Genomic DNA, 22,690 nt, shown 5'->3' with positions numbered 1-22,690 from the left:
CCGGCCGGGTGGGGTTCCTCTGAGCGGAGGGGCACCCCACCCGGCCGGCATGTGTCCGCCGGCCGGTCAGACGCTCTCCCCGGAGCCCGCGCCCGAGGCCTTCTTGATCCCCGCGGTGATCTCGTCGATCACGGACGTCCCCTGGTCCACGTCGACGCCGAAGCGGACGACGACCATCCGTCCGGTGCCGGGCGCCCGGAAGGCCAGCGACTCGACGTACCCGTCCGAGCCCTTCCTGGTGTTCGCCTTCCAGCGCACCATGTAGCCCTGCTCCCCGGCCACGGTGACCGGCTCGGAGGCCAGCACCTGGTGCGAGGCGATTCCGCCGTAGGCCTTGCCGTAGGACTGCTCGGCGTTCGCCTCGATGTCCGCCTTGGCGACCTCCTCGGGGGTGTCGCCCGGCGTCTCCAGCAGCACCGCGGGAGCGGAGGAGGCGCCGCCCTTGACGCAGTTGAGGGAGGCGTCGCCGGGGCACGCGTAGGACTCGTCGGAGCTGACCGATGCCCCCGACAGAGGAATCTGCTGGCCGTACCACCCCTTCGGGATGGGCAGGCTGATGCCGCTGAGCGGGTCGGAGACCGAACCGCTGCGTATCTTCGGCGGTTCGGCGCTCCCGCCGGCACCCCCGTCGCCGTCCCGGTCCGGGCCGCCGAACGGCCCGTCCTGTCCGCCGGAGCCCTCCCGGTCCCCAAAGCCGCCGCTGCCGCCGGAACTGCGGTGCGACCCGGCCCGGTTGCTGCTGCCGCCGTCGTCCTGGCTGAGCACGTACACCCCCGCACCTATGCTCGCCAGCACCGCGGCGGCCGCCGCGACGGCCACCCCGGTGCGCAGCCCGCGCCGCGGACCGCGCGGCGCCGGGGCGGGCTGACCGGCGTACGGCGGGTAGCCCGGGTACGCCGGGGACGCGGGCTGTCCGGGCTGCCCGTAGGCGGCCGGCTGGGCGTACGGGTTGGGCTGACCGTGCGGGCCCGGCTGCCCGTAGGCGGCGGGCCCGCCGTACGGCCCAGGCTGACCGTACGGCCCGGGCGGGCCGTAGGGGCCGGGCGCGGCCGGCGGGCTCTGGGGCGCCGGAGGGGCGGGGTGACTCGCCGGAGGCTGCCCCGGTGCGGAAGAGGAGGATGCCTCGCCGCCGCCTTCGCCGGGCCGGTCCGGGGCCGCGGGCGCGTCCTGCGCCGCGGCGCCGTCGCCGTCCTGCCCGGCGGCTTTCTCGGCCGGATCCCCGGCCCCGCCGGACTGCCGGGCCGCCTGCCCCGCGTCGTCGCGCCGCCCGTCCTGCGGCCGCGCGGCCGCGTCCGCTTCCCCGTCGCCGCCCCGGGCCCCGGCGTCCGCCGGACCGTCCTGCGGCTGCGCCGGCGGACCTGCTGCCGCTGCCGCCCCGGCCGGGCGGATCCGGTCCGTCCACGCCTTGCCGTCCCACCAGCGCTCGGTGGCGGGACCGTCACTTGTCTGCCCGGGGTCGGGGTACCACCCGGGAGGAGTCACCTGCGTCATGACCCCACCGTATGAGGCGTCGGTGAAAGACCGATGAGAGGATCCCTGCCCGGCACCAACTGCCCCGCAAACACGGCCGGTTGACTTTCCCTCCAGGCGCGGCCCAGGTCACCGGGCCGCCCCGTCGCCGTCCTTACCCGATCGCCACCCGTCACGGCAAGCGGTACCGCGACCTTCCTGCGTTCCGGCCGGCGGGAGACTACGCTCACCACCCGTACGCCGTCCGGGCGACTATGGGGAGGTAGCAGGATGACGCGGGAACGGCCGGACGCGGCCGCCTCCGCTTCCCTGTGGGAGCGCGACGAGGAGATCACCGCCGTCCTGCACGCGGTGGACTCGCTGTGCGCCGACCGGTCCTCCTTCGGGGGACTGCTGATGTTCGAGGGCGAGGCGGGGCTGGGCAAGACCGCGCTGCTGGCCGAGACCCGGCGCATCGCCGAACGGCGCGGCTGCACCGTCTGGTCGGCCCGCGGCGGCGAGTTCCTGCGCTCCGTGCCCTTCAACGTCGTCCGGCAGCTGCTCCAGCCCGCGCTCGTCTGTCTGCACCCGGAGGAGATCCGCGACTATCTCGGCGACTGGTACGGCATCGCCGGACCCGCCCTCGGCATAGCCGAGCCCTCCGGCCGGCACCCGGACCCGCAGGGCGTGTGCGACGGCCTGGTCGCCGCCGTGAGCCGGCTCGCCGGACGCGAGTGGCCGCTGGTGCTGCTGATCGACGACGCCCACTGGGCCGACGAGGAGACGCTGCGCTGGCTCGCCGCGTTCTCCGGACGCCTGAAGGAGCTGTCCGCGCTGATGGTGGTGACCCGGCGGCCCGGCGAGGCGGAGGGCACCGGCGCCGTCCTGCTCGACCAGGTCGCCGCCGCCGCGGGCGTGCGCACCCTGACCACCCTGTCGCCCGAGGCCACCGCCGGCCTCACCCGCGCCGCGCTCGGGGCGCACGCCGACGCGCCGTTCTGCCGCGAGGTGTGGGCGGTCACCGGCGGCAACCCCTACGACACCGTCGAACTGCTCGCCAAGGTCCGCGACAGCGCACTGCAGCCCGTGGAGGCCCGGGCCGGCGAACTGCGCGTGCTGAACCGCTCCGCCCGGGGCGGCGGCGTCATCGCCCGCCTGGAGGACCTCGGCGTCGACGCCACCCGGTTCGCCTGGGCCGCCGCCGTCCTCGGCACCGGCATCTGTGTGGACCTCGCCGCCCAGCTGGCCACCATGACCCGCGAGGACGCGCTGCGCTGCCTCCAGCAGCTGCGCGAGGCCCGCATCCTGCGCGAGACCGACCCGGTCACCGCACGCGGCGGGGACGAGCTGGAGTTCGTCCACCCGCTGATCGCCACCGCCGTCTACGACTCCATCCCCGGCGCGCTGCGCACCGCCATGCACGGCATCGCCGCCAAGATCGTCACCGACTCCGGGCTCGGCGCCGCCGCGGCCTCCCGCCACCTGCTGAAGGTGCACCCGGAGGCCGACGAGGAACTCGTCGAGCAACTGCGCCAGGCCGCCCGCGAACACCTCGCCGTGGGCGCCCCCGACGCCGCCCGCCGCTGCCTGGAACGCGCCCTCGAGGAGCCGCCGCCGCCCGAGGTGCACGCACAGGTGCTGTACGAACTGGGCTGCGCCACCCTGCTGACCGACCCCGCCACCACCGTCGAGCACCTGAAGGCCGCCCTCAGCATGCCCGGACTCGACGGCGACACCCGCGTGGACGCCGTCTGGCGGCTGTCCCAGGCGCTGCTGCACAACAACCAGATCCGCGAGGCCGTCCGCACCGTCCAGGCCGAGGCCGCCCGGCACGAACCCGGCCCCACCCGCCTGAGGCTGCACGCCGTGCAGTACATGTGGGAGGGGCTGCACGCCGGCGAGGCGGTCACCCGCGACCGCAGCGAGCGGCTCGCCGCGCTCGCGGCGACCTGCACCGGCCGGGACAACTCCGAACGCGCCCTGCTGATCCTGCGCGGCTTCGACGCCATGACCCGCGGCGAGAACGCCGAAGAGGTCGTCGAACTGTGCGACCGCGCCCTGGTCGACGGCCGCCTCGCCCCCGGACTCGGCTGGACCGACACCGAGTGGGGCATCGAACTGCTGCTGATGCTCGCCAGCACCTACGCCTACTGCGACCGCCTCGACCGCGCCGAGGCCCTCTACCACGAGGGCCTGCACGCCTACGAGCGGGCCGGCTGGAGCGGCGGCCACCTCGCCCTCGCCCACGCCTACGTCGGGCTCGCACACCGCAGACGGGGCCGGCTGACGCAGGCCGAGGACTTCCTGCGCCGGTCGCTGCGGATCGCCGAACGCGTCGGCCGCGGCCTGCCGCTGTACTGGACCGCCACCTGCAACCTGGTCGACACGCTGCTGGCCCGCGGCCAGGTGGACGAGGCCTGGGAGATCGCCGAACGCTACGGGTTCGCCCCGCCCTACCCGTCCACCGTCGTCGTACCCGACCCGTGCTGCATCCGCGGCCGGCTGCTGATCGCCGCCGGCCGCACCGAGGAGGGCGTGGGCGAACTGGAGGCCGCCGGGCAGGCCGCCGCCGTCCGCGGCCACCACAACCCGGTCCTGGTGCCGTGGGCGGCCGACCTCGCCCGGGCCCTGGCCGGCGTGGACCCGGCCCGGGCCGCCTCACTGGCCGCCCAGGTCCGCCGCCACGCCGAACGCTTCGGCACCGACACCGCCCTGGGAGAGGCGCTGCGGTGCGCCGCCGCCCTGGAGACCGGGGAGCGCGCCGTCCGCCTGGCCGCCCGGGCCGTTGCCTGCCTGGAGGCCTCCCCATGCCGGTACGAACATGCCGCCGCCCGCGTGGAGTACGGCATCGTCTCCGGCTCGGCGGAGGAACTCGGCCGCGGCCGGGAACTGGCGCGCTCCTGCGGCGCGGACGGGCTGGTGGCACAGGCGGACCGCATGCTGCAGACCGTGCGCGGGTGAGCCGGGACGGCACCCGCGGCACACCCTTGGCCACCCGTCGTCCGCCGCGCCGCCGGACCCTGGGCGCCCGGCGGCCTGAGTCGTCACCCCTGCCCGGACTCCTCCTCCGCGAGCACCCGCTGGGCCACCGCGAACGCCGAGTTCGCGGCCGGGACCCCGCAGTACACGGCGCTCTGCAGCAGCACCGCGCCGATCTCCTCGGCGGTCAGCCCGTTGCGGCGGGCCGCCCGCACATGCATCGCCAGCTCGTCCAGGTGGCCGTGCGCCACCAGCGCCGTCAGCGTGATCATGCTGCGTTCGCGCCGGGTCAGGGTGTCGTCGGTCCAGATCTCCCCCCAGGCGTAACGGGAGATGAAGTCCTGGAACCGGGCCGTGAACGGGGTCTGCCGGGCCTGGGCACGGTCCACGTGCGCGTCGCCCAGCACCTCCCGCCGCACCCGCATCCCGCGCCGGGGCGCGCCGCCCAGGTGGGTGCGCAGGGCCGCCAGCACCGCCTCCGGGCACTGTGCGGGCGCCAGGTGCGAGGCGCCCGGGATCTCCACGAGGGTCGAGCCCGGGACCGCGTCGGCGATCTGCCGCAGATGCGCGGGCGGGGTCGCCGGATCCTCGCGGCCCGCGACCAACAGGGTGGGGGCGGTGATCCGGGTGAGCCGGTCGGTCAGGTCGAAGGCGGCCAGCGCGTCGCAGCACGCGGCGTACGCCTCCGGGTCGGCGTCGCGGTGGTCGCGGACGAGCCGGGGCACGCTGAAGTCACCGGCGAACCAACGGTCGTTCGCGCTCTCCACCAGCCACTCCAGACCCTCGCGGCGCACCCGCGCCGCCCGGTCCTGCCAGGTCCGGGCGCCGCCGAAGTGCGCCGAGGAGCACAGCACCGCCAACGAGGTCACCCGCTCCGGGTGGTGCACGGCCAGATGCAGGCCCACCGCGCCGCCCAGCGACACCCCCGCGTACGCGAACCGCTCGATGCCGAGGGAGTCGGCGAGATCGAGGACGAGCGCGGCCAGGTCGGCGACGGTCGCCCCGGCGGTGACGAGGTCCGCCGCCGAGGCACCGTGCCCGGGCAGGTCCCAGCGCACGACCCGGTGGGAGACGGCCAGTTCGGGGGCGACCTCGTCCCACAGGGCGAGCGAGGTGCCCAGCGACGGCCCGAGCAGCAGCGGGGGAGCCGAGGCCGGGCCTTCTTCCAGGTGGTGCGGTGTCAACGTCGCTCCAGAGCACGGTCGGTGAGGGCCCCGGCGGATCCGGTGTAGCGGGCGGGGTCGGTCAGCTCGGCCAGGTCCACGTCGTCGCGGTCCGCGAGCTCCGGCTGCTCGGCGAGCAGGTCGCCGAGGTTGCGGCCCTCGCGACAGGTGCGGCGGGCCAGGTCGGTCAGCAGCTGTCCGGCACGGGCCCGGCCGAGCAGCGGCGCCAGCTCGGCCGAGAGCCGCTCGGAGACGATCAGCCCGTGGGTGAGGTCCAGGTGGGCGCGCATCGCGTCCGCGTCCACCCGCAGCCCCTCGGCCAGTTCGGCGGCGTCGCGGGCGGCGCCGCCGGTCACCCGCAGCAGATCGCGCAGCGGCTCCCACTCGGCGTGCCAGGCGCCCGCCGGGCGCTCGTCCTCCGCCGGCATCGACGCGTACAGCGTGGCCGCGAGCTGCGGGGCGCGCCGGGCCGCGGCCGCGATCAGCGTGGCGCGCACCGGGTTCGCCTTGTGCGGCATCGCCGAGGAGCCGCCGCCGCTGCCCTCCGCCAGCTCCGCGATCTCCGTGCGGGCCAGGGTGAGCACGTCCGCCGCCGTGCGGCCCAGCGCGCCGGCGGTGAAGGCCAGGCAGCCGGCGAGGTCGGCGACGGGGGTGCGCAGGGTGTGCCAGGGCAGCAGCGGGGCGGCCAGGCCCAGCTCGCGGGCGTACGCCTCGGGCAGCGCGGTCGCGCCCCGCGCGCCGTAGGCGGAGAAGGCCGCCAGGGTGCCGGCGGCCCCGCCGAGCTGCGCGGGCAGCGACTTACGGACGCGCACGACGCGGTCCCGGGCGTCCAGGACCAGCGAGCGCCATCCGGCTGCCTTCAGACCGAACGTGGTCGGCACGGCGTGCTGGGTCAGCGTCCGGCCGGGCATCACCGTGTCGCGGTGGGCGGCGGCCAGCCGGGCCAGGGCCGCCTCCGTGCGCGCCAGGTCCGCCAGGATCACGTCCAGGGTGCGCGCGGCCATCAGCATCAGCGCGGTGTCCAGGATGTCCTGGCTGGTGGCGCCGCGGTGCACATAGGGGCCGTGCTCCGGGCCGGCCGCCCTCGTCAGGTCCGCGACCAGCGGGATCACCGGGTTGCCGCCGGCACGGGCCCGTTCGGCGAGCGCGGCCGCGTCGAACCGGTCGGGCACGGCCGCCCGGGTCACCGCCTCGGCGGCCACCCGCGGGGCGAGACCGAGCGCGGCCTGCGCCCGGGTCAGGGCGGCCTCGGCGTCCAGCAGCGCGGCCAGGAACGCGCGGTCGCTGGTGGCGGCCGCGGCGGCCGAGCCGGCCCAGCCGGGGCCCAGCAGGCCGGCCCCTGAGGTCGAGGGTGCGGGGTGTGTCACCGGAACTCCAGGAAGACCGTCTCGCCCTCGCCCTGAAGGCGTATGTCGAAACGGTACGTGCCCGCGCTCTCCTCGGCGGCGATCAGCGTGGCGCGTCGCTCGTCCTCCAGCCGGCTCAGCAGCGGGTCGGCGGCCAGGGCGGCGTCGTCGCCCGGGAAGTAGACCCGGGTGAACAGGTGCTGCAGCAGGCCGCGCGCGAACACGCACACGCTCAGGTAGGGGGCGTGGCTCCCGCGGGCGCCGGGGCGCAGGGTGCGCACGTACCAGTGGCCGTCGGCGTCGGTCTGCATGCGGCCGAAACCGGTGAACTCCACGCCGTTGCGGCCCAGGAAGTCCCCGGTGGCCGCATCGCGCCGCATCGAGCCGTCGACGGCGGGCAGCGTGCCGTCCGGGGCGGGACCCCACACCTCCAGCAGGGCGTCGGGCAGCGGCGTGCCCTCGCCGTCGGTGACGTAGCCGTGCACGGTCACGGTGTCGGGGTGGCCGAGCGGGGCGACGTCCTCACCGCCGCGGAACGGCAGCGCGTAGCCGTAGAAGGGGCCCACCGTGTGCGACGGGGTGGGCAGCGCGTTCTCCGGGCTGCTCGTGTCGGTGGTCGTCATGGCGGGTCAGCGTCCTTCTTCCATCCAGGTGGCGTACGGTCCGTCCAGCACGATGTCCCAGCGGTAGCCGAGGGAGAACTCCGGCACCGACAGGCTGTGGTCGTAGGTGGCGACCAGCCGCTGCCGGGCGGCGTCGTCCGTGACGGACTGCAGGATCGGGTCGTACGGGAAGAGCGGGTCGTTGGGGAAGTACATCTGTGTCACGAGCCGCTGCGTGAAGGCCGTGCCGAAGACGGAGAAGTGGATGTGCGCGGGCCGCCAGGCGTTGAGGTGGTTGCGCCACGGGTAGGGGCCGGGCTGGATGGTGGTGAAGTGGTAACGGCCCTCGTCGTCGGTCAGGGTGCGGCCGACCCCGGTGAAGTTCGGGTCCAGCGGGGCGTCGTGCTGTTCGCGCTGGTGGGCGTAGCGGCCCGCGGCGTTGGCCTGCCAGATCTCGATGAGCTGGCCGCGCACCGGCCGCCCGTCGCGGTCGAGCAGCCGGCCGGAGACGGTGATCCGCTCGCCGATCGGCTCCCCGGTGTGCTGCCGGGTGAGGTCGTTGTCGGTCTCGGTGATGTCCCGCTCGCCGAAGGCCGGCGAGGACAGCTCCACCAGTTCCGGATTCCGGCGGACGTCGATGGCGACCAGCGGCTGCTTGGGGTGGCGCAGGACGGAGGAGCGGTATGGGGCGTAGTCGCGCCGCGGGTGGTGCTCCACCGGCGCGCCCTGGGCGACCCGCTCGGTGTAGGCGGCGTGGTGGGCCGCGATCTCCTGGTCGATGTCGTGCTGGGTGAGAGTCATGACGGATACCTGACGCTTCCTTAGCGTTCCAGGACCAGGGCGAGGCCCTGGCCGACGCCGATGCAGAGGGTGGCGACACCGGTGCCGGACCCCTTGCGGGCCAGCTGGTGGGCGACGGTGCCGGCGAGGCGGGCACCGGAGGCGCCCAGCGGGTGGCCGAGGGCGATGGCGCCGCCCTGCGGGTTGAGGATCGCGGGGTCGAACTCGGGCCACTCGGCCAGGCAGCCGAGCACCTGCGCGGCGAACGCCTCGTTGAGCTCCAGCACGTCCAGGTCCGCGAAGGTCCGGCCGGCCTTGGCCAGGGCCCGCTCGACGGCCTCGACGGGGGCGAGACCGAAGTACTGCGGGTCGGTGGCGGACACACCGGTCGCCGCGATACGGGCCAACGGCTCCCGGCCGGTGGCCTTCAGCCCCTCCTCGTCGGTGAGGAGCAGGGCGGCGGCGCCGTCGTTGAGGGGGGAGGCGTTGCCGGCGGTGACCGTGCCGTTCTCGGTGCGGAAGGACGGCGTGAGCCGGGCCAGCGCCTCCAGCGAGGTGTCGGGGCGGACGCATTCGTCGGCGGCGACGGAGACCGTCTCGCCCTTGCGCCGCGGCACCGTCACCGGGGCCAGCTCCACGTCGAACAGGCCCGCCTCCCGGGCCGCGACCGCCTTGCGGTGGCTGTCCAGGGCGAACTCGTCCTGCCGCTCACGGCTGATGCCGTGCTTCTCGGCGATCAGCTCGGCCGACTCGCCGAGCGGGATCGTCCACTCCGGGTTCATCCGCGGGTTGACCATGCGCCAGCCGAGCGTGGTGGAGTACAGCTCGGCGTGGCCGGCCGGGAAGGCCCTGTCGCTCTTGGGCAGGACGTAGGGGGCGCGGGTCATGGACTCCACGCCGCCGGCCAGGGCGATCGAGGCGTCGCCGACGGCGATGGCGCGGGCGGCCTGGACCACGGCCTCCAGGCCGGAGGCGCACAGCCGGTTCACGGTCACGCCCGGCACGGACGTGGGCAGGCCGGCGAGCAGCGCGGCCATCCGGGCGACGTTGCGGTTCTCCTCGCCGGCGCCGTTGGCGTTGCCGACGTAGACGTCGTCGATGCGGGCCGGGTCCAGCGCGGGCGTGCGGGCCAGCAGCGCGCCGATGGTGTGGGCGGCCAGGTCGTCGGGGCGTACGCCCGCCAGGGCGCCGTTGTACGCGCCGAACGGGGTGCGGACGGCGTCGACCAGGTAGACGTCCTTCATGCCCGCTCCCCCTGCCGGACGCGGACCGGGGCGTCGGTCCGGGCGGTGATCTCCTCGGCCGTGACGCCCGGCGCGGTCTCCACCAGCTCCAGCCCGTCGGCGGTGACGTCCAGGACGCCCAGGTCGGTGATGATCCGGTTCACGCAGCCCTTCCCGGTGAGCGGCAGCGTGCACTCCTTCAGGATCTTGGGGGAGCCGTCCTTGGCGGTGTGCGTCATGACCACGATGACGGTGCGGGCGCCGTGCACCAGGTCCATCGCCCCGCCGATCCCGGTGATCATCTTGCCCGGGACCGCCCAGTTGGCCAGGTCGCCGGAGGCGGAGACCTGCATCGCGCCGAGCACGGCGACGTCGATGTGGCCGCCGCGGATCATGGCGAACGACAGCGCCGAGTCGAAGAAGGACGCGCCCGGCAGGACCGTGACGGTCTCCTTGCCGGCGTTGATCAGGTCCGGGTCGACGGCGTCCTCGGTGGGGTAGGGGCCGGTGCCCAGGATGCCGTTCTCCGACTCGAGGACGACCTCCACCCCGGGCGGCAGATGGTTCGGGATCAGCGTCGGCAGACCGATGCCGAGGTTGACGTACTGGCCGTCCCGCAGCTCGCGGGCCGCTCGGGCGGCCATCTCCTCACGCGTCCAGGCCATCAGTGGCTCTCCGTCCCGCGCGCGGCGGGTGTGGACACCGTCCGCTTCTCGATCTTCTTGTCCGCCGCCTGCTCGGGCGTCAGCGCGACCACGCGCTGCACGAAGATGCCCGGCAGGTGCACCGCGTCCGGGTCGATCTCGCCGGGCTCGACCAGCTCCTCCACCTCGGCGATCGTCACCGTGCCGGCCATCGCGGCCAGCGGGTTGAAGTTGCGGGAGGACTTGGTGAAGACCAGATTGCCGTGCCGGTCGCCCTTGGCCGCGCGCACCAGCGCGAAGTCGGTGCGGATGGCGCGCTCCAGCACGTACTCCACGCCGTCGAACTCGCGGACCTCCTTGGGCGGCGAGGCCAGGGCGACGCCGCCGTCGCCGTCGTAGCGCCAGGGCAGCCCGCCCTCGGCGACCTGGGTGCCGACACCGGCCGGGGTGTAGAAGGCGGGGATGCCCGCACCGCCGGCGCGCAACCGTTCGGCCAGCGTGCCCTGCGGGATCAGCTCCACCTCCAGCTCGCCGGCCAGGTACTGGCGGGCGAACTCCTTGTTCGCCCCGATGTAGGAGCCGGTCACCCGGGCGATCCGCCCGGCCGCCAGCAGCACCGCCAGCCCGGACTCCATCGCACCGCAGTTGTTCGACACCACCGACAGGCCGCCGGCCCCGCGCTCGTACAGCGCCTGGATCAGCACGTTCGGCACGCCGCTCAGCCCGAAACCGCCCACCGCCAGCGAGGCGCCGTCCGGGACGTCGGCCACCGCCTCCGCCGCCGTGGGGACCACCTTGTCCATCGAAACAAGCCTCATCTCTACCGAGCGTCCCAGCGCCAGATAGTCAGGGCACTGAGTATTTTCGCGAGGTGCCCTCACGCTGCCACCGGACGGCCGACCAGTCAATAGGCCCTGGAGATACGGCACGTTTCCTTGTGTTGGGAGGCGGATGACGGATGGCTCGGGCCTGTATCGTTCAGTGCACTTACGAAAACGCCCTGACGTCACGTCGCAGCGACCCACTCACGCGAGGAGCGCACATGGCCGCGGTGGACCTCACGACCCACCCCGGGCATCTGGCCCGACGGCTCCAGCAGGCCCACTACCTGCTGTGGAACACGATGGTCTCCGAGGAGATCACCTCACCGCAGTTCGCGGTCCTCAACGTGCTGGTCGCCGAGCCCGGGCTCGACCAGCGCACGGTGGGGGAGCGGGTCGGCCTCGACCGGTCCACCACCGCGGAGGTGATCGGCCGCCTGGGCCGCCGCGGCCTGCTGGACAAGGTCCGCGACCCGCAGGACGGCCGCCGCTTCCTGCTGCGGGCCACCGACGAGGGCGAGCGCACCCACCGCCGGCTCTCCGTCCGCACGGCCCGGATGAACCAGGTGTTCCTCAGCCCGCTCAGCGCCGAGGAACGCACCCAGTTCTTCGAGCTGATCCGCCGGGTCGCGGACGCCGCCGAGCATCTGCGCCACCCGGCCGAGCCCAGCGCCACGCCGGGCTGACCGGCCGGGTGCGCCGGCCCGCCGCGGTTCGCCGGCCGGCGCCCGGGTACCCGGCCGCCTGCGAAGGACGGAGCGCGAGTGAAGGGGCGCGAGACGATGAAGGCAGTCACCTGGCAGGGCAAGCGGGACATCCGGGTCGAGGACGTCCCCGATCCGAAGATCCAGGAACCCACGGACGCCGTCATCCGGATCACCTCCACCGGCCTGTGCGGTTCCGACCTGCACCTGTACGAGGTCCTCACCCCGTTCATGACCCCCGGCGACATCGTCGGCCACGAACCGATGGGCATCGTCGAGGAGGTCGGCGCCGAGGTGCCGGACCTCAAACCCGGCGACCGGGTGGTCGTCCCGTTCCAGATCGCCTGCGGCCGCTGCTTCATGTGCGCGGCCGGCCTGCAGACCCAGTGCGAGACCACCCAGGTCACCAGCGAGGGCATGGGTGCCGCCCTGTTCGGCTACACCCGGCTGTACGGCGCCGTTCCCGGCGCCCAGGCCGAGTACCTGCGGGTGCCGCAGGCCCACTACGGCCCGATCAAGGTGCCCCACGGCCCGGCCGACGACCGCTTCGTCTACCTCTCCGACGTGCTGCCCACCGCCTGGCAGGCCGTCGCCTACGCCGATGTGCCGCGCGGCGGCACCGTCGCCGTGCTGGGGCTCGGCCCGATCGGCGACATGGCCTGCCGGGTCGCCCTGGCCCGCGGCGCCGAGCGGGTGTTCGGCGTCGATCTGGTCCCCGAACGGCTGGCACGGGCCCGCCGCGACGGCGTGCACACCTTCGACCTGCGCGGCTTCGACCACGAGAAGGAACTCGTCGCCGCGATCCGCGACGAGACCGACGGACGCGGCCCGGACGCCGTGATCGACGCGGTCGGCACCGAGGCCCACGGCAGCGCCGCCGCCCGCCTCGTGCAGCAGGCCGCGGCCGTGATGCCGCGCACGCTCAGCGGCCCGCTCGCCGAACGCTTCACCGTCGACCGGCTCGCCGCCTTCCACCTGGCCATCGACCTGGTCCGCCGCGGCGGCACCATCTCCCTGTCCGGCGTCTACGGCGGCTCGGCCGACCCGCTGCCGATGCTCACCATGTTCGACAAGCAGCTGCAGATCCGGATGGGCCAGGCCAATGTGCGCCGCTGGACCGACGAGATCCTGCCCTACCTGACGGACGCCGACCCGCTCGGCGTGGACGAGTTCGCCACCCACCACGTGCCGCTGGCCGACGCCCCGCACGCCTACGAGATGTTCCAGCGCAAGCAGGACGGCGCGATCAAGGTGCTGATGACGCCCTGAGCGCCGGCCCGGGCCCTCACGGGGGAGGGGAGCCGAGGATCTCCGCGAGGTCGTAGCGGACCGGCTCCTGGAGCTGGGCGTAGGTGCAGCTCTCCGCGGTGCGGTCCGGCCGCCAGCGGCGGAAGCGCGCCGTGTGCCGGAACCGCTGCCCCTTCTCCATGTGGTCGTAGGCCACCTCGGCCACCCGCTCGGGCCTCAGCGGCACCCACGACAAATCCTTGCCGCCCGACCAGCGGCTCGGTGCGCCCGGCAGCCGCGCCGACGCGTGCGCGGCCTCGTCCGACCACGCCGCCCACGGATGCCCGGCCACGTCCTCCATCACCAGCGGCCCAAGCTCCTCGATCAGCTCGGCGCGCCTCCTCATCGGGAAGGCGGCCGACACCCCCACGTGCTGCAGCCGGCCGTCCTCGTCGTACAGGCCGAGCAGCAGCGAACCGACCACCGGGCCGCTCTTGTGCAGCCGGTACCCGGCGACCACCACGTCGGCCGTGCGCTCGTGCTTGATCTTGAACATGGCCCGCTGGTCCGGCAGATAGCGCAGGCCCGGCGGCTTGGCGATCACTCCGTCCAGCCCCGCGCCCTCGTACTGCTCGAACCACCGCCGGGCCACCTCGATGTCCGTCGTCGCCGGAGCCACATGCACCGGGGGCGTCACCCCGCGCAGCGCCCGCTCCAGCAGCGCCCGCCGGTCCGTGAGCGGCACGTCGAGCAGCGACTCGTCCTGAAGCGCCAGCAGGTCGAACGCCACGAACGACGCCGGGGTCCGCGCCGCCAGCGTCCGCACCCGGGAGTCCGCCGGATGGATCCGCTCGGTCAGCGCGTCGAAGTCCAGCCGGCCCTCACGGGCGATCACGATCTCCCCGTCCAGCACACACCGCGGCGGCACCCGCTCCCTGAGCGCCGCCACCAGCTCCGGGAAGTACCGGGTCAGCGGCTTGCCGGTACGGCTGCCCAGCTCCACCTCGGCGCCGTCGCGGAACACGATCGACCGGAACCCGTCCCACTTCGCCTCGTACCGCATGCCGGGCGGGATGCGCGCCACCGGTTTGGCGAGCATCGGCTTCACGGGCGGCATCACCGGCAGGTCCATGCTGCGATTGTGCGCGCACACCCACCGGGGCGCCCGGTGTGCGAGGTGTGCGGGGGACGCCTACCGTGGCACGCATGGGCGATGCGGTGGAACTTCAGGTGGGCGGCCGGACGGTCAGGCTGTCCAGCCCGGACAAGGTGTTCTTCCCCGAGCGCGGCTACACCAAGCTGGACGTCGCCCGCTACTACCAGGCCGTCGCCCCCGGCATCCTGCGGGCCCTGCGCGACCGCCCCACCACCCTGGAGCGCTACCCGGACGGCATCACCGGCGAGTGGTTCTACCAGAAACGCGCCCCCAAGGGCATGCCCGACTGGATCCCCACCGCCCGCATCACCTTCCCCAGCGGCCGCAGCGCCGACGAGATGTGCCCCACCGAGGAGGCCGCCGTGGTGTGGGCCGCCCAGTACGGCACCCTCACCTTCCACCCCTGGCCGGTACGGCGCGACGACGTCGACCACCCCGACGAGCTGCGCATCGACCTCGACCCGCAGCCCGGCACCGACTACCGGGACGCCGCCCGTGCCGCCCACGAACTGCGCGCCGTCCTCGACGAGTTCGGCGGGCTGCGGGGCTGGCCCAAGACCTCCGGCGGGCGCGGCCTGCACGTGTTCGTGCCGATCGAACCGCGCTGGACCTTCACCCAGGTGCGGCGCGCCGCCATCGCGCTCGGCCGGGAGCTGGAGCGCCGGATGCCTGACCAGGTGACGATCAAGTGGTGGAAGGAGGAGCGCGGCGCCCGCATCTTCCTCGACTACAACCAGACCGCCCGGGACCGCACCATCGCCTCCGCCTACTCGGTGCGGCCTCGCCCGCACGCCCCGGTCTCGGCGCCCCTGCGCTGGGAGGAGGTCGGCGTCGCCCGCCCCGAGGACTTCGACCTCGCCACCATGCCGGCCCGGTTCGCCGAACTCGGCGACGTGCACGCCGGCATGGACGACCACGCCTACTCGCTGGAGCCGCTGCTTCAGCTGGCGGCGCGGGACGAGCGCGATCACGGACTGGGCGATCTGCCCTACCCGCCGGAGTACCCGAAGATGCCCGGCGAGCCCAAGCGGGTCCAGCCCAGCCGAGCCCGGGCGGGCAAGAAGGAGGGTCCGGCCGCCTGACGACGACCGGACCCCGCCCTCGTGCGGAGCGGTGTCACAGCTCCTTGATCCGGACGTTCCGGAAGGAGACCACGTCGCTCGTGCTGTGCACCTGCAGTCCGATGTAGCCGGAGGCGTAGCGCCGCCCGTCCGTCCCCGGGTCGTCCTCGCGGGGCGGGTAGAACTCCTGGCCGCCGGTGTTGTCGAACTCGTTGATCAGCGTGCCGTTGCGGTACACCTCGTAGTGCTGGCCCACCACGCGGATCTCATAGTCGTTCCACGTGCCCTTCGGGGTGACACCGGCCCCGGCCAGACCCACCCGGTCGAAACCGTAGATCGAACCGGTCTTGTACATGTCCCCGTCGGGCCGGTCGAACACCTGCACCTCGTGCCCGTACTCGATGGCCACCCACTCCGGACGGGACTCCACCGGGTGGTCGTGGACCCACGGGAACCGCACGAACACCCCGGAGTTGGCGTTGCCGTCACCCGGTGCGTCGTCCCGCCACTGCAGGCGCAGCGAGAAGTCGCCGTACGTGCGCTGCGGGAACCACAGCATGCCCAGGCCGTCCTTGTCCGTCCCGCTGGTGATCGAGCCGTCGGGGTTGAGGGAGAAGGAACCGCCGCCGACGTGCTCCCAGCGGGCGAAGGACTCCTCGGTGCCGTCGAAGATCGTGCGGTAGCCGGTGTTCTGCCCCGGCTTGCCGATGCCCGACCGGCGGGCCGCCTTGGTGATGGCCCGTGCCTCCCTCCGGTCGACGACGCCCTCGTCGAGCAGCCCGTCCAGGACCGTGTCCACGTGCTTGAGGAACAGTGCCTGGGACGTCCACTCCTTCTCGTCCTCGATCAGCTCGTTGATCCGGCAGCGGTTGTTCGTGACCCGGTTGGGCACGCCCGAGTCGACCGTGCCCACGATCACCGTGAGCCGCTCGTCGTACTCCGGGCAGTCCGGCGCCGGGACCCCGCCGCCCGCCACCACGGTGAAGCTCACCGTCAGCGGCTCGGAGGTGTTGCCCGCCTTGTCGGTGGCCCGGTAGGCGAGGGTGTGCGCACCCACCCGGTCGACGACCACCGGCGCGGTGTAGGCCAGATACGGGCCGCCGTCCAGGGAGTACTCGATGCGCTCCACGCCCGAGCCGCCCTCGTCGTCGGCGGCGGTCACCGTGACCGTGGCGCGGCCGATGTAGGCGCGGTCGGAGTTCCGGGTGCCCTCGACGCTCACCCCGGTCACCGGCGGAGTGGTGTCCCGCACGGGCGGCGCGACGACGGTGAACTCCACCTGCTTCTCCGCCGAGACGTTGCCCGCCTTGTCGGTGGCGCGGTACCGCACGGTGTGCGGGCCCTCCTGGTGCACCATCACCGGCGCGGTGTACGGCTGCCAGGCGCCGTCGTCGACCGCGTACTCGATGCTGTTGACGCCCGAGCCGGTGTCCGAGGCCGAGACGGTCACCGTCGCCATGCCGAGGTAGGCGCCGTCGTCGTCCTGCTCGCCGGTGACGGTCGCCGAGGTCTCCGGCGGGGTGGTGTCGTCCAACGGCGGCGCGACGACGGTGAACTCCACCTGCTGCTCCTCCGACACGTTGCCCGCCGTGTCCGCGGCCCGGTAGCGCAGGGTGTGGGCGCCGACCTGGTCGACGACGACCGGCGCGGTGTACGGCTGCCAGGCGCCGTCGTCGAGCGCGTACTCGATCCGGTCCACCCCCGAGCCGCCCTCGTCGGTGGCGGTGACCGTCACGCTCGCCGACCTCACGTACGCGCCCTGGTCGTCGGTGGTGCCCGACACCGTCGCCGACACCTTCGGTGCCGTCGTGTCGGAGCCGCCCGCCTCGGTGACGACCAGCACGCCCCGCATCTGGGTGTGGCCGGGGATCGTGCAGTGGTACAGGTAGCGGCCCGGCGTGAGGGTCACCTGTGCGGTGTGCCGGCCGCCCTGGTCGTCGTAGGGGCTGGCGAGGATGTTGAGCTGGACGTCGCTGTTGTACTCCGGGTCGGAGGTGACGAAGGTCAGCGTGTGCGGCATGCCGGTGGTGTTGCCGGTGGCCTCGCTGTTCTCGAAGACGATCGTCGCCTCCCCGGCCACCGCGGTCGCCGGAGCCGAGGTGTACTGCGTGATGTCGTCCCCGGCCGTCCAGGTCAGCACCTGGGTGGCGCGGGGCTGCGGGCGGGGCTGCCCTGCGGCGGGTGCGGTCTGCAGCCCGAGCGCCAGGAGCAGCACGGCCAGCAGGGCCGTGAGGAATCTGCGCCGGTGTCTCACTGTGTCCCCCTCGCCAGCTGGTCGGCGGGCGGTGTCGGTCCGCCGCCGGTGTAGGTGACGCGCCACAGCGCCGACTTGGAGTCGGAGGTGAAGAAGCCGCGGCCGTAGTCGAGCACGTACAGCGCGCCGTCCGGACCGAACTTCCAGTCCATGAGGTTCTTGATGCCGTCGTCGCCGACCGGCACGATCCGCTTCAGCGACTCGGCGTGCACCGGAAGGCCGCCGTCCCCTTGGGTCTTCGGGTCCATGAGCACCGCGTCGCGCGGCTGGTCGGCGTCGTAGAAGTCGCCGACGAACCACTTGCCGTCCCAGTACGACGGCCACTTGACCGTGCTGGTGCTCACCGCGTCGTACCGGTAGACCGGCCCGTTCATCGCGGCCTGCCCGCCGCCCTTGAGCCACGGCAGCCGGTAGGTGGCCTCCTCCTCCTTGTAGGAGGGGATGCCGTCGGCGTCGCGCGGATAGTCCGGGCCGCCGCCCTGAGGGGAGTACCAGATGTTGTTGCCGGTGACCGGCGGCAGGTTGACCAGGCCGTCGTTGTTCGGGGACTCGTTCTTCGGGTGGTCGCAGTCGTACCAGCCCAGCGGCTTGGACGGATCGGGCAGGTTGCGGTCCCGGTAGGGCTGCTTGTTGCCCATGCAGTACGGCCAGCCCCGGTTGCTCGCCTTGGTGATCACGGCGAACGTGTCGTACTTGGCGGGCCCCCACACCGGGGACGGCTCGGTGGCGTCCGGTCCGACCCAGCCGGCGTAGAGGATGTCGGTGGTCTTGTCGACGAAGATGCGCGCGGGGTTGCGCACCCCCATGACATAGATCTCGCCCCGGGTCTTGCCGCCGCCCTCGTCGGTCTCCTTCCCGGTGAACAGATTGCCCTCGGGAATGGTGTACGTCCCGTCGGGCTCGGGGTGGATGCGCAGGATCTTGCCGTTGAGGTTGTTGGTGTTGCCGGCGGTGCGACGGGCGTCCGCGAAGGACACGCCCTTGTAGTTCGGCTCCGGGTTGTTGCCGGAGTAACCGTCGCTGAAGCCGCTGGAGTTGTTGTCACCGGTGGCGATGTACAGGTTGCCCTTGGAGTCCCAGGCCATCCCGCCGCCGGCGTGGCAGCAGCTGTGCACCTGCACCGGCCACTTCAGCAGCACCTTCTCGCTGCCGAGGTCCAGCTTGTTGGTGGCGAGGTCGAGGGTGAAGCGGGAGACGCGGCGCTCGGCCATGTGCGTGTCCCGGTTCAGGCCCGAGTGCGGGGTGTAGTGCAGGTACACCCAGCCGTTCTCCTCGAAGCGCGGGTCCAGCTCGATGCCGAGCAGGCCCTCCTCGACCTTGGTCAGCTCGTCGCCGCCGCCCTTGTTGCCGAAGACCGTCAGCTCCCCGGCCAGGGTCACCTTCCCGGTCTTCGGGTCCCAGACGTGGATCTGGCCCTTGCCCTTGCCGATGTCCGGGTCGTTCCAGTCGGTGACGACCGGCTGGGAGGCGTCGGCGCCGCCGCGCCCGATGTACAGCACCCGGCCGTCGGGCGCGGCCACCAGGCCGTGCGGTTCGCCGATCTGGTCGTTCTGTCCGGGCTGATTGGGCTTGGTGAGCCGTTCGGCCTTGTAGTTGGCGGCGATCGTGGCCTTGCAGTCGGCCTGCACCAGCCGGGTGGTCCACAGCAGCGCGCCGCGCAGATGGGTGCGGAAGTCCGTCTCGTCGTACGAGGAGACCGTGCCGCCCATGCCGGTGTAGAAGGACCGGCCGCCGTCGTAGTCCCGGCACCAGCTGATCGGATGGTCCCAGCCGTTGGCGCTCGCTCCGGGCCGGTACGTCGACTCGCGCACCCGGGCCACGGTGTGCACGTCGCCGGAGGGGTTCTTCACCCAGTTCGGCCACTGGTCCAGGCGCCTCCACTCCAGCGGGAGTCCCCGGGTCGCCGGGTGCTGCCGGTCGCCGACCTCGACGGTCGCGCGCTGCACCGCCGTCGGGCTGTCCGGGGCCGGGCGGGCCCCGATCAGCCCGGTGAACCAGTCCGAGTAGGGCTCGGCGCGGGCCGCGTCGTGGATGCCGACGAAACCGCCGCCCGCCTCCATGTACGCCTCCAGGCCCGCCTCCTGCTCCGGGGTCAGCACGTCGCCGCCGCCGGTGAGGAAGACCACCGCGTTGTAACGGCCGAGCCGGGTGGCGTTGGTGAACACGGAGGCGTCGTCGGTCGCCTCGGCCTTGAAACGCTCCCCGGCCGGACCCGACCGGCCGATCTGCTCGATCGCCGCGATGCCGGCGTCGACCACCGGCGGCTCCTCCCCGGCCGCGGCCGATCCGTAGAAGATCAGCACCCGGACGTTCGAGCCGCCCGGAGGCGAGGCGATCGACATCGTTGCCGGCGCCGTGCCCGGATCCGGGCGGGCGCTGGCGGCGGGGGCCGTGAGCAGCCCGGCCGCGACCACCCCGGCGGCCACGGTGGCCGCCCAGCGGCGTCTGTGTGTGCTTCGTGCGCTCAACCCTCGTAAGTGCATGGGCACCTCCTCGGTCTCGGCGACAGCGCCAAGAAAGCTAGGCCCCTTTGCACAGACCGCCAATACCTATGACCGCAATGCAACGAACTTTGTCCTGGGTGTGGATAAACGAGGGCTGGGCGGCTACCGTCGCACAGGATCCTCACAGTCACGTCCCGGCACACGTCCCACCGGTCCCGTTCCCGGCCGAGGAGTTCCGTATGGACAGACGCGCGTTCCACCGGAGGGTTCTGGGCGGCGCGGTCGCCGCGACCTCACTGTCCCTGGCGCCGGACGCCGTCGCCCGGGCGGCGAGCCCGGCCCCCGCCGCGACACCGCCGCGCACCGCACCGGCGGGCGGCCAGGTCAGGCATCTCACGCTCTACGCGGAACAACTCGCCGACGGGCGCATGGGATACGGCCTCGCCCAGGGCAAGGCCACGGTCCCCGGCCCGCTGATCGAGCTGAACGAGGGCGACACGCTGCACATCGAACTCGTCAACACCATGGACGTCGCCGTGAGCCTGCATGTGCACGGCCTGGACTACGAGATCACCAGCGACGGCACCCGGATGAGCAGCAGTCACGTGGAGCCCGGCGGCACCCGCACCTACACCTGGCGCACCCACGCACCCGGTCGCCGTGCGGACGGCACCTGGCGCCCCGGCAGCGCGGGCTACTGGCACTACCACGACCACGTGGTCGGCACCGACCACGGCACCGGCGGCATCCGCAAGGGCCTGTACGGGCCGGTGATCGTGCGCCGCAAGGGCGACATCCTGCCGGACGCCACGCACACGATCGTCTTCAACGACATGACGGTCAACAACCAGGCACCGCACACCGGCCCCGACTTCGAGGCCACGGTGGGCGACCGCGTCGAGTTCGTGATGATCACGCACGGCGAGTACTACCACACCTTCCACCTGCACGGTCACCGCTGGGCCGACAACCGCACCGGGCTCCTCACCGGCCCCGACGACCCCAGCCGCATCATCGACACCAAGATCGTCGGCCCCGCGGACTCCTTCGGCTTCCAGGTGCTCGCGGGGGAGGGCGTCGGAGCGGGCGCGTGGATGTACCACTGCCATGTGCAGAGCCACGCCGACATGGGCATGGCGGGGCTGTTCCTGGTGACGAAGCCGGACGGCACGATCCCGGGGTACCGGCCGCACCGGCACTGACCTGGGCGACCCGCCCGCCGGTGCGCGCGGGAAGGGGCCCGGGCAGGTTTATCCTGACCTGCGTCGTCGCAGGTGAGGAGTGCTGGAGTGACCGAGATGGCGCCACGTCCCACCCTGGAGGCCGTGGCCGCCCGGGCGGGGGTGTCGAGGGCCACGGTGTCGCGGGTGGTCAACGGGGCGCAGGGGGTGAGGGAATCCCTCGCCGCCCGGGTCCGCCAGGCCGTGGAGGAACTCGGGTACGTGCCGAATCAGGCGGCCCGCTCCCTGGTGACCCGGCGGCACGACGCCGTCGCCGTGGTCATCGCCGAACCGGAGACCCGGGTGTTCGCCGACCCCTTCTTCGCGCTCCAGCTGCGCGGCATCAGCAAGGAGCTGACCGCCCACGACTGCCAGCTGGTGCTGCTGCTGACGGAAGGCCAGGGCGACCACGCCCGTGTCGCCCGCTATCTCGCCGGCAACCATGTCGACGGCGCACTGGTCTTCTCCCTGCACCTGGACGACCCGCTGCCCGGACTGATCCGGAATGCCGGGGTGCCGACGGTGTTCGGCGGACGCCCCGGCTGGGGCGAGGGCGGCGAGGGCGCCCTGTACGTCGACAGCGACAACCGCGGCGGCGCCCGCACGGCGGTGGAGCACCTCGTCTCCCTGGGCCGCCGCAGGATCGCGCACATCACCGGAGCGCTGGACCAGACCTCTGCGGTCGACCGCCTGGAGGGCTTCAAGGACGTCCTGCCGGACACCGACCCCGCGCTGATCGAGCCGGGCGACTTCACCCCGGCCGGCGGGGAGCGCGCCATGCGCGCCCTGCTGGACCGCTGCCCCGACCTGGACGCGGTGTTCGCCGCGAACGACCTGTCCGCCTCCGGCGCCCTGCGGGTCCTGCGCGAACGCGGGCTGCGGGTGCCCGAGGACGTCGCCGTGGCCGGCTTCGACGACATGCTGCCCGTCGCCGAGCAGACGGACCCGCCGCTGACGACCGTGCGTCAGGACATCGAGCACATGGGCCTGCTGATGGCCCGGCTGCTGCTGCGCCGCCTCGACCGCAACGGTCCTGAGCCGGACACCGAGGACGGCGCGCCGCGCAGCATCGTCACACCCACGACACTGGTGCGGCGGGCGTCGGCGTAGCACCGGGCGAGCCCGGCCGGCTCCCCCGGACACGGCCTGGGGCCACAGAGCGACGACGACGGCCTTGGACCGGGTGCAGGCGTCGAGCACCTCCAGCCCGCCCTCACGGCCGAGCCCGGACTGCGCGCAGCCCGAAGGGCAGGTTGCCGGTGCTCATCTCGCCCCAGGTGTCGATCCACACCGTGCCGGCCCGCGGCGCGGCCGCCATCCGGTGCGCAGTGCCGAGATCGGTGGTCCACACCGATGCGGCCAGGTCCTATGCGGTGTCGTCGGCCTGGGCGATCGCGTCGTCGATGCCGGTGAACGTCGTCAGCGCGCCGACGGGCCCGAAGATCTCCTCCCGCACGCCGGTGTACCAGGCGGGCCCGCGTATGCCGCGTCGAGCCGCCGACCCGCCGGCCACGCGCTGCCGCTCCGCGACCGAGGAGCGGCAGCTGCCATGGCGGCCGGGCGGGGCGCAGCCGGCGCCGGACCGGCGGGCGGGCGGTGCGCCGACGGCGGGGCGGC

The 22,690-nt window shown here is 73.5% G+C and carries 19 protein-coding genes; 6 read left to right on the top strand and 13 right to left on the bottom strand.

From position 1 onward, the window contains the following. Positions 1–66 precede the first annotated feature (66 nt). On the bottom strand, positions 67–1,491 hold the full coding sequence (locus IE286_RS27940; RefSeq protein ID WP_189797688.1) for a DUF2510 domain-containing protein: 1,425 nt from the start codon (positions 1,489–1,491) through the stop codon (positions 67–69). A 249-nt stretch (positions 1,492–1,740) separates the two neighbouring features. Here IE286_RS27940 and IE286_RS17470 point away from each other — a divergent pair, with 249 nt between their 5' ends. Further along, positions 1,741–4,410 carry an ATP-binding protein gene (locus tag IE286_RS17470; protein ID WP_189797687.1) on the top strand — a complete coding sequence of 890 codons (2,670 nt, stop codon included), beginning with the start codon at positions 1,741–1,743 and terminating at the stop codon, positions 4,408–4,410. A gap of 83 nt (positions 4,411–4,493) precedes the next feature. Here IE286_RS17470 and pcaDC read toward each other — a convergent pair whose 3' ends face one another. From pcaDC to IE286_RS17435, 7 genes are read right to left on the bottom strand one after another with little or no spacing between them, the layout of a single operon-like run. Beyond that, the gene (gene pcaDC / locus IE286_RS17465; RefSeq protein ID WP_189797686.1) at positions 4,494–5,612 is read right to left on the bottom strand and encodes a bifunctional 3-oxoadipate enol-lactonase/4-carboxymuconolactone decarboxylase PcaDC; all 1,119 of its coding nucleotides are present in this window, start codon (positions 5,610–5,612) and stop codon (positions 4,494–4,496) included. Beyond that, positions 5,609–6,958, bottom strand: a complete 1,350-nt coding sequence (gene pcaB, locus IE286_RS17460; protein WP_189797685.1) for a 3-carboxy-cis,cis-muconate cycloisomerase — start codon at positions 6,956–6,958, stop codon at positions 5,609–5,611. Before pcaB ends, pcaDC begins: the two co-directional genes overlap by 4 nt. Next, on the bottom strand, positions 6,955–7,560 hold the full coding sequence (pcaG, locus tag IE286_RS17455) for a protocatechuate 3,4-dioxygenase subunit alpha (protein WP_189797684.1): 606 nt from the start codon (positions 7,558–7,560) through the stop codon (positions 6,955–6,957). Before pcaG ends, pcaB begins: the two co-directional genes overlap by 4 nt. 6 nt (positions 7,561–7,566) lie before the next feature. Beyond that, the gene (pcaH, locus tag IE286_RS17450) at positions 7,567–8,340 is read right to left on the bottom strand and encodes a protocatechuate 3,4-dioxygenase subunit beta (protein WP_189797683.1); all 774 of its coding nucleotides are present in this window, start codon (positions 8,338–8,340) and stop codon (positions 7,567–7,569) included. A 20-nt stretch (positions 8,341–8,360) separates the two neighbouring features. Further along, positions 8,361–9,563 carry a thiolase family protein gene (locus IE286_RS17445; RefSeq protein ID WP_189797682.1) on the bottom strand — a complete coding sequence of 401 codons (1,203 nt, stop codon included), beginning with the start codon at positions 9,561–9,563 and terminating at the stop codon, positions 8,361–8,363. Further along, positions 9,560–10,207 carry a CoA transferase subunit B gene (locus IE286_RS17440; RefSeq protein WP_189797681.1) on the bottom strand — a complete coding sequence of 216 codons (648 nt, stop codon included), beginning with the start codon at positions 10,205–10,207 and terminating at the stop codon, positions 9,560–9,562. The genes IE286_RS17445 and IE286_RS17440 overlap by 4 nt, the downstream gene beginning before the upstream one ends. Beyond that, a complete protein-coding gene (locus IE286_RS17435) occupies positions 10,207–10,989 on the bottom strand; it encodes a CoA transferase subunit A (RefSeq protein WP_189797680.1) in 783 nt (260 codons plus the stop codon). The genes IE286_RS17440 and IE286_RS17435 overlap by 1 nt, the downstream gene beginning before the upstream one ends. Before the next feature lie 239 nt (positions 10,990–11,228). Here IE286_RS17435 and IE286_RS17430 point away from each other — a divergent pair, with 239 nt between their 5' ends. Both IE286_RS17430 and IE286_RS17425 read left to right on the top strand, forming a co-directional pair. Further along, on the top strand, positions 11,229–11,693 hold the full coding sequence (locus tag IE286_RS17430; RefSeq protein WP_189797679.1) for a MarR family winged helix-turn-helix transcriptional regulator: 465 nt from the start codon (positions 11,229–11,231) through the stop codon (positions 11,691–11,693). 96 nt (positions 11,694–11,789) lie between these two features. After that, positions 11,790–12,980 carry a zinc-dependent alcohol dehydrogenase gene (locus IE286_RS17425; RefSeq protein ID WP_189797678.1) on the top strand — a complete coding sequence of 397 codons (1,191 nt, stop codon included), beginning with the start codon at positions 11,790–11,792 and terminating at the stop codon, positions 12,978–12,980. Between the two features lie 16 nt (positions 12,981–12,996). On the opposite strand, the gene IE286_RS17420 is transcribed toward IE286_RS17425, so the two are convergent. Then, a complete protein-coding gene (locus IE286_RS17420) occupies positions 12,997–14,070 on the bottom strand; it encodes an ATP-dependent DNA ligase (RefSeq protein ID WP_189797677.1) in 1,074 nt (357 codons plus the stop codon). Positions 14,071–14,144: 74 nt separating this feature from the next. Between IE286_RS17420 and ligD the strand changes: the two genes are divergently transcribed. Beyond that, entirely contained in the window at positions 14,145–15,176 is a 1,032-nt protein-coding gene (ligD, locus tag IE286_RS17415) for a non-homologous end-joining DNA ligase (protein ID WP_189797676.1), read from the top strand. A gap of 34 nt (positions 15,177–15,210) precedes the next feature. Here the strand turns inward: ligD and IE286_RS17410 are convergent, their stop codons facing one another. After that, positions 15,211–17,409, bottom strand: coding sequence for an OmpL47-type beta-barrel domain-containing protein (locus IE286_RS17410; RefSeq protein WP_189797675.1), 2,199 nt, complete (start codon positions 17,407–17,409; stop codon positions 15,211–15,213). Beyond that, positions 17,406–19,892: a ThuA domain-containing protein gene (locus tag IE286_RS17405; protein WP_189797674.1), complete on the bottom strand. Its 2,487-nt coding sequence runs from the start codon at positions 19,890–19,892 to the stop codon at positions 17,406–17,408. The genes IE286_RS17410 and IE286_RS17405 overlap by 4 nt, the downstream gene beginning before the upstream one ends. Before the next feature lie 200 nt (positions 19,893–20,092). On the opposite strand from IE286_RS17405, the gene IE286_RS17400 reads away from it, so the two are divergent. Both IE286_RS17400 and IE286_RS17395 read left to right on the top strand, forming a co-directional pair. Beyond that, positions 20,093–21,055, top strand: coding sequence for a multicopper oxidase domain-containing protein (locus IE286_RS17400; protein ID WP_189797673.1), 963 nt, complete (start codon positions 20,093–20,095; stop codon positions 21,053–21,055). Positions 21,056–21,142: 87 nt separating this feature from the next. After that, entirely contained in the window at positions 21,143–22,183 is a 1,041-nt protein-coding gene (locus IE286_RS17395) for a LacI family DNA-binding transcriptional regulator (protein WP_189797672.1), read from the top strand. A 103-nt stretch (positions 22,184–22,286) separates the two neighbouring features. Here IE286_RS17395 and IE286_RS27935 read toward each other — a convergent pair whose 3' ends face one another. Next, positions 22,287–22,424, bottom strand: a complete 138-nt coding sequence (locus IE286_RS27935) for a hypothetical protein (RefSeq protein WP_372462564.1) — start codon at positions 22,422–22,424, stop codon at positions 22,287–22,289. Between the two features lie 15 nt (positions 22,425–22,439). Continuing rightward, entirely contained in the window at positions 22,440–22,586 is a 147-nt protein-coding gene (locus IE286_RS27230) for a hypothetical protein (protein WP_229863020.1), read from the bottom strand. Positions 22,587–22,690 lie beyond the last annotated feature (104 nt).

Source organism: Streptomyces thermodiastaticus (assembly GCF_014656135.1).
GTDB classification, from domain to species: domain Bacteria; phylum Actinomycetota; class Actinomycetes; order Streptomycetales; family Streptomycetaceae; genus Streptomyces; species Streptomyces thermodiastaticus.
This window is presented reverse-complemented; position numbering and strand designations above follow the sequence as displayed.

Bases quoted from the DNA above. Each gene is read 5' to 3' on its own strand.
- IE286_RS17445 (WP_189797682.1), bottom strand. From the start codon at position 9,563: ATGAAGGACGTCTACCTGGTCGACGCCGTCCGCACCCCGTTCGGCGCG.
- IE286_RS17435 (WP_189797680.1), bottom strand. From the start codon at position 10,989: ATGGACAAGGTGGTCCCCACGGCGGCGGAGGCGGTGGCCGACGTCCCG.
- pcaH (WP_189797683.1), bottom strand. From the start codon at position 8,340: ATGACTCTCACCCAGCACGACATCGACCAGGAGATCGCGGCCCACCAC.
- IE286_RS27940 (WP_189797688.1), bottom strand. From the start codon at position 1,491: ATGACGCAGGTGACTCCTCCCGGGTGGTACCCCGACCCCGGGCAGACA.
- IE286_RS17430 (WP_189797679.1), top strand. From the start codon at position 11,229: ATGGCCGCGGTGGACCTCACGACCCACCCCGGGCATCTGGCCCGACGG.
- IE286_RS17405 (WP_189797674.1), bottom strand. From the start codon at position 19,892: ATGCACTTACGAGGGTTGAGCGCACGAAGCACACACAGACGCCGCTGG.
- IE286_RS17470 (WP_189797687.1), top strand. From the start codon at position 1,741: ATGACGCGGGAACGGCCGGACGCGGCCGCCTCCGCTTCCCTGTGGGAG.
- ligD (WP_189797676.1), top strand. From the start codon at position 14,145: ATGGGCGATGCGGTGGAACTTCAGGTGGGCGGCCGGACGGTCAGGCTG.
- pcaG (WP_189797684.1), bottom strand. From the start codon at position 7,560: ATGACGACCACCGACACGAGCAGCCCGGAGAACGCGCTGCCCACCCCG.
- IE286_RS17425 (WP_189797678.1), top strand. From the start codon at position 11,790: ATGAAGGCAGTCACCTGGCAGGGCAAGCGGGACATCCGGGTCGAGGAC.
- IE286_RS17420 (WP_189797677.1), bottom strand. From the start codon at position 14,070: ATGGACCTGCCGGTGATGCCGCCCGTGAAGCCGATGCTCGCCAAACCG.
- IE286_RS17440 (WP_189797681.1), bottom strand. From the start codon at position 10,207: ATGGCCTGGACGCGTGAGGAGATGGCCGCCCGAGCGGCCCGCGAGCTG.
- IE286_RS17400 (WP_189797673.1), top strand. From the start codon at position 20,093: ATGGACAGACGCGCGTTCCACCGGAGGGTTCTGGGCGGCGCGGTCGCC.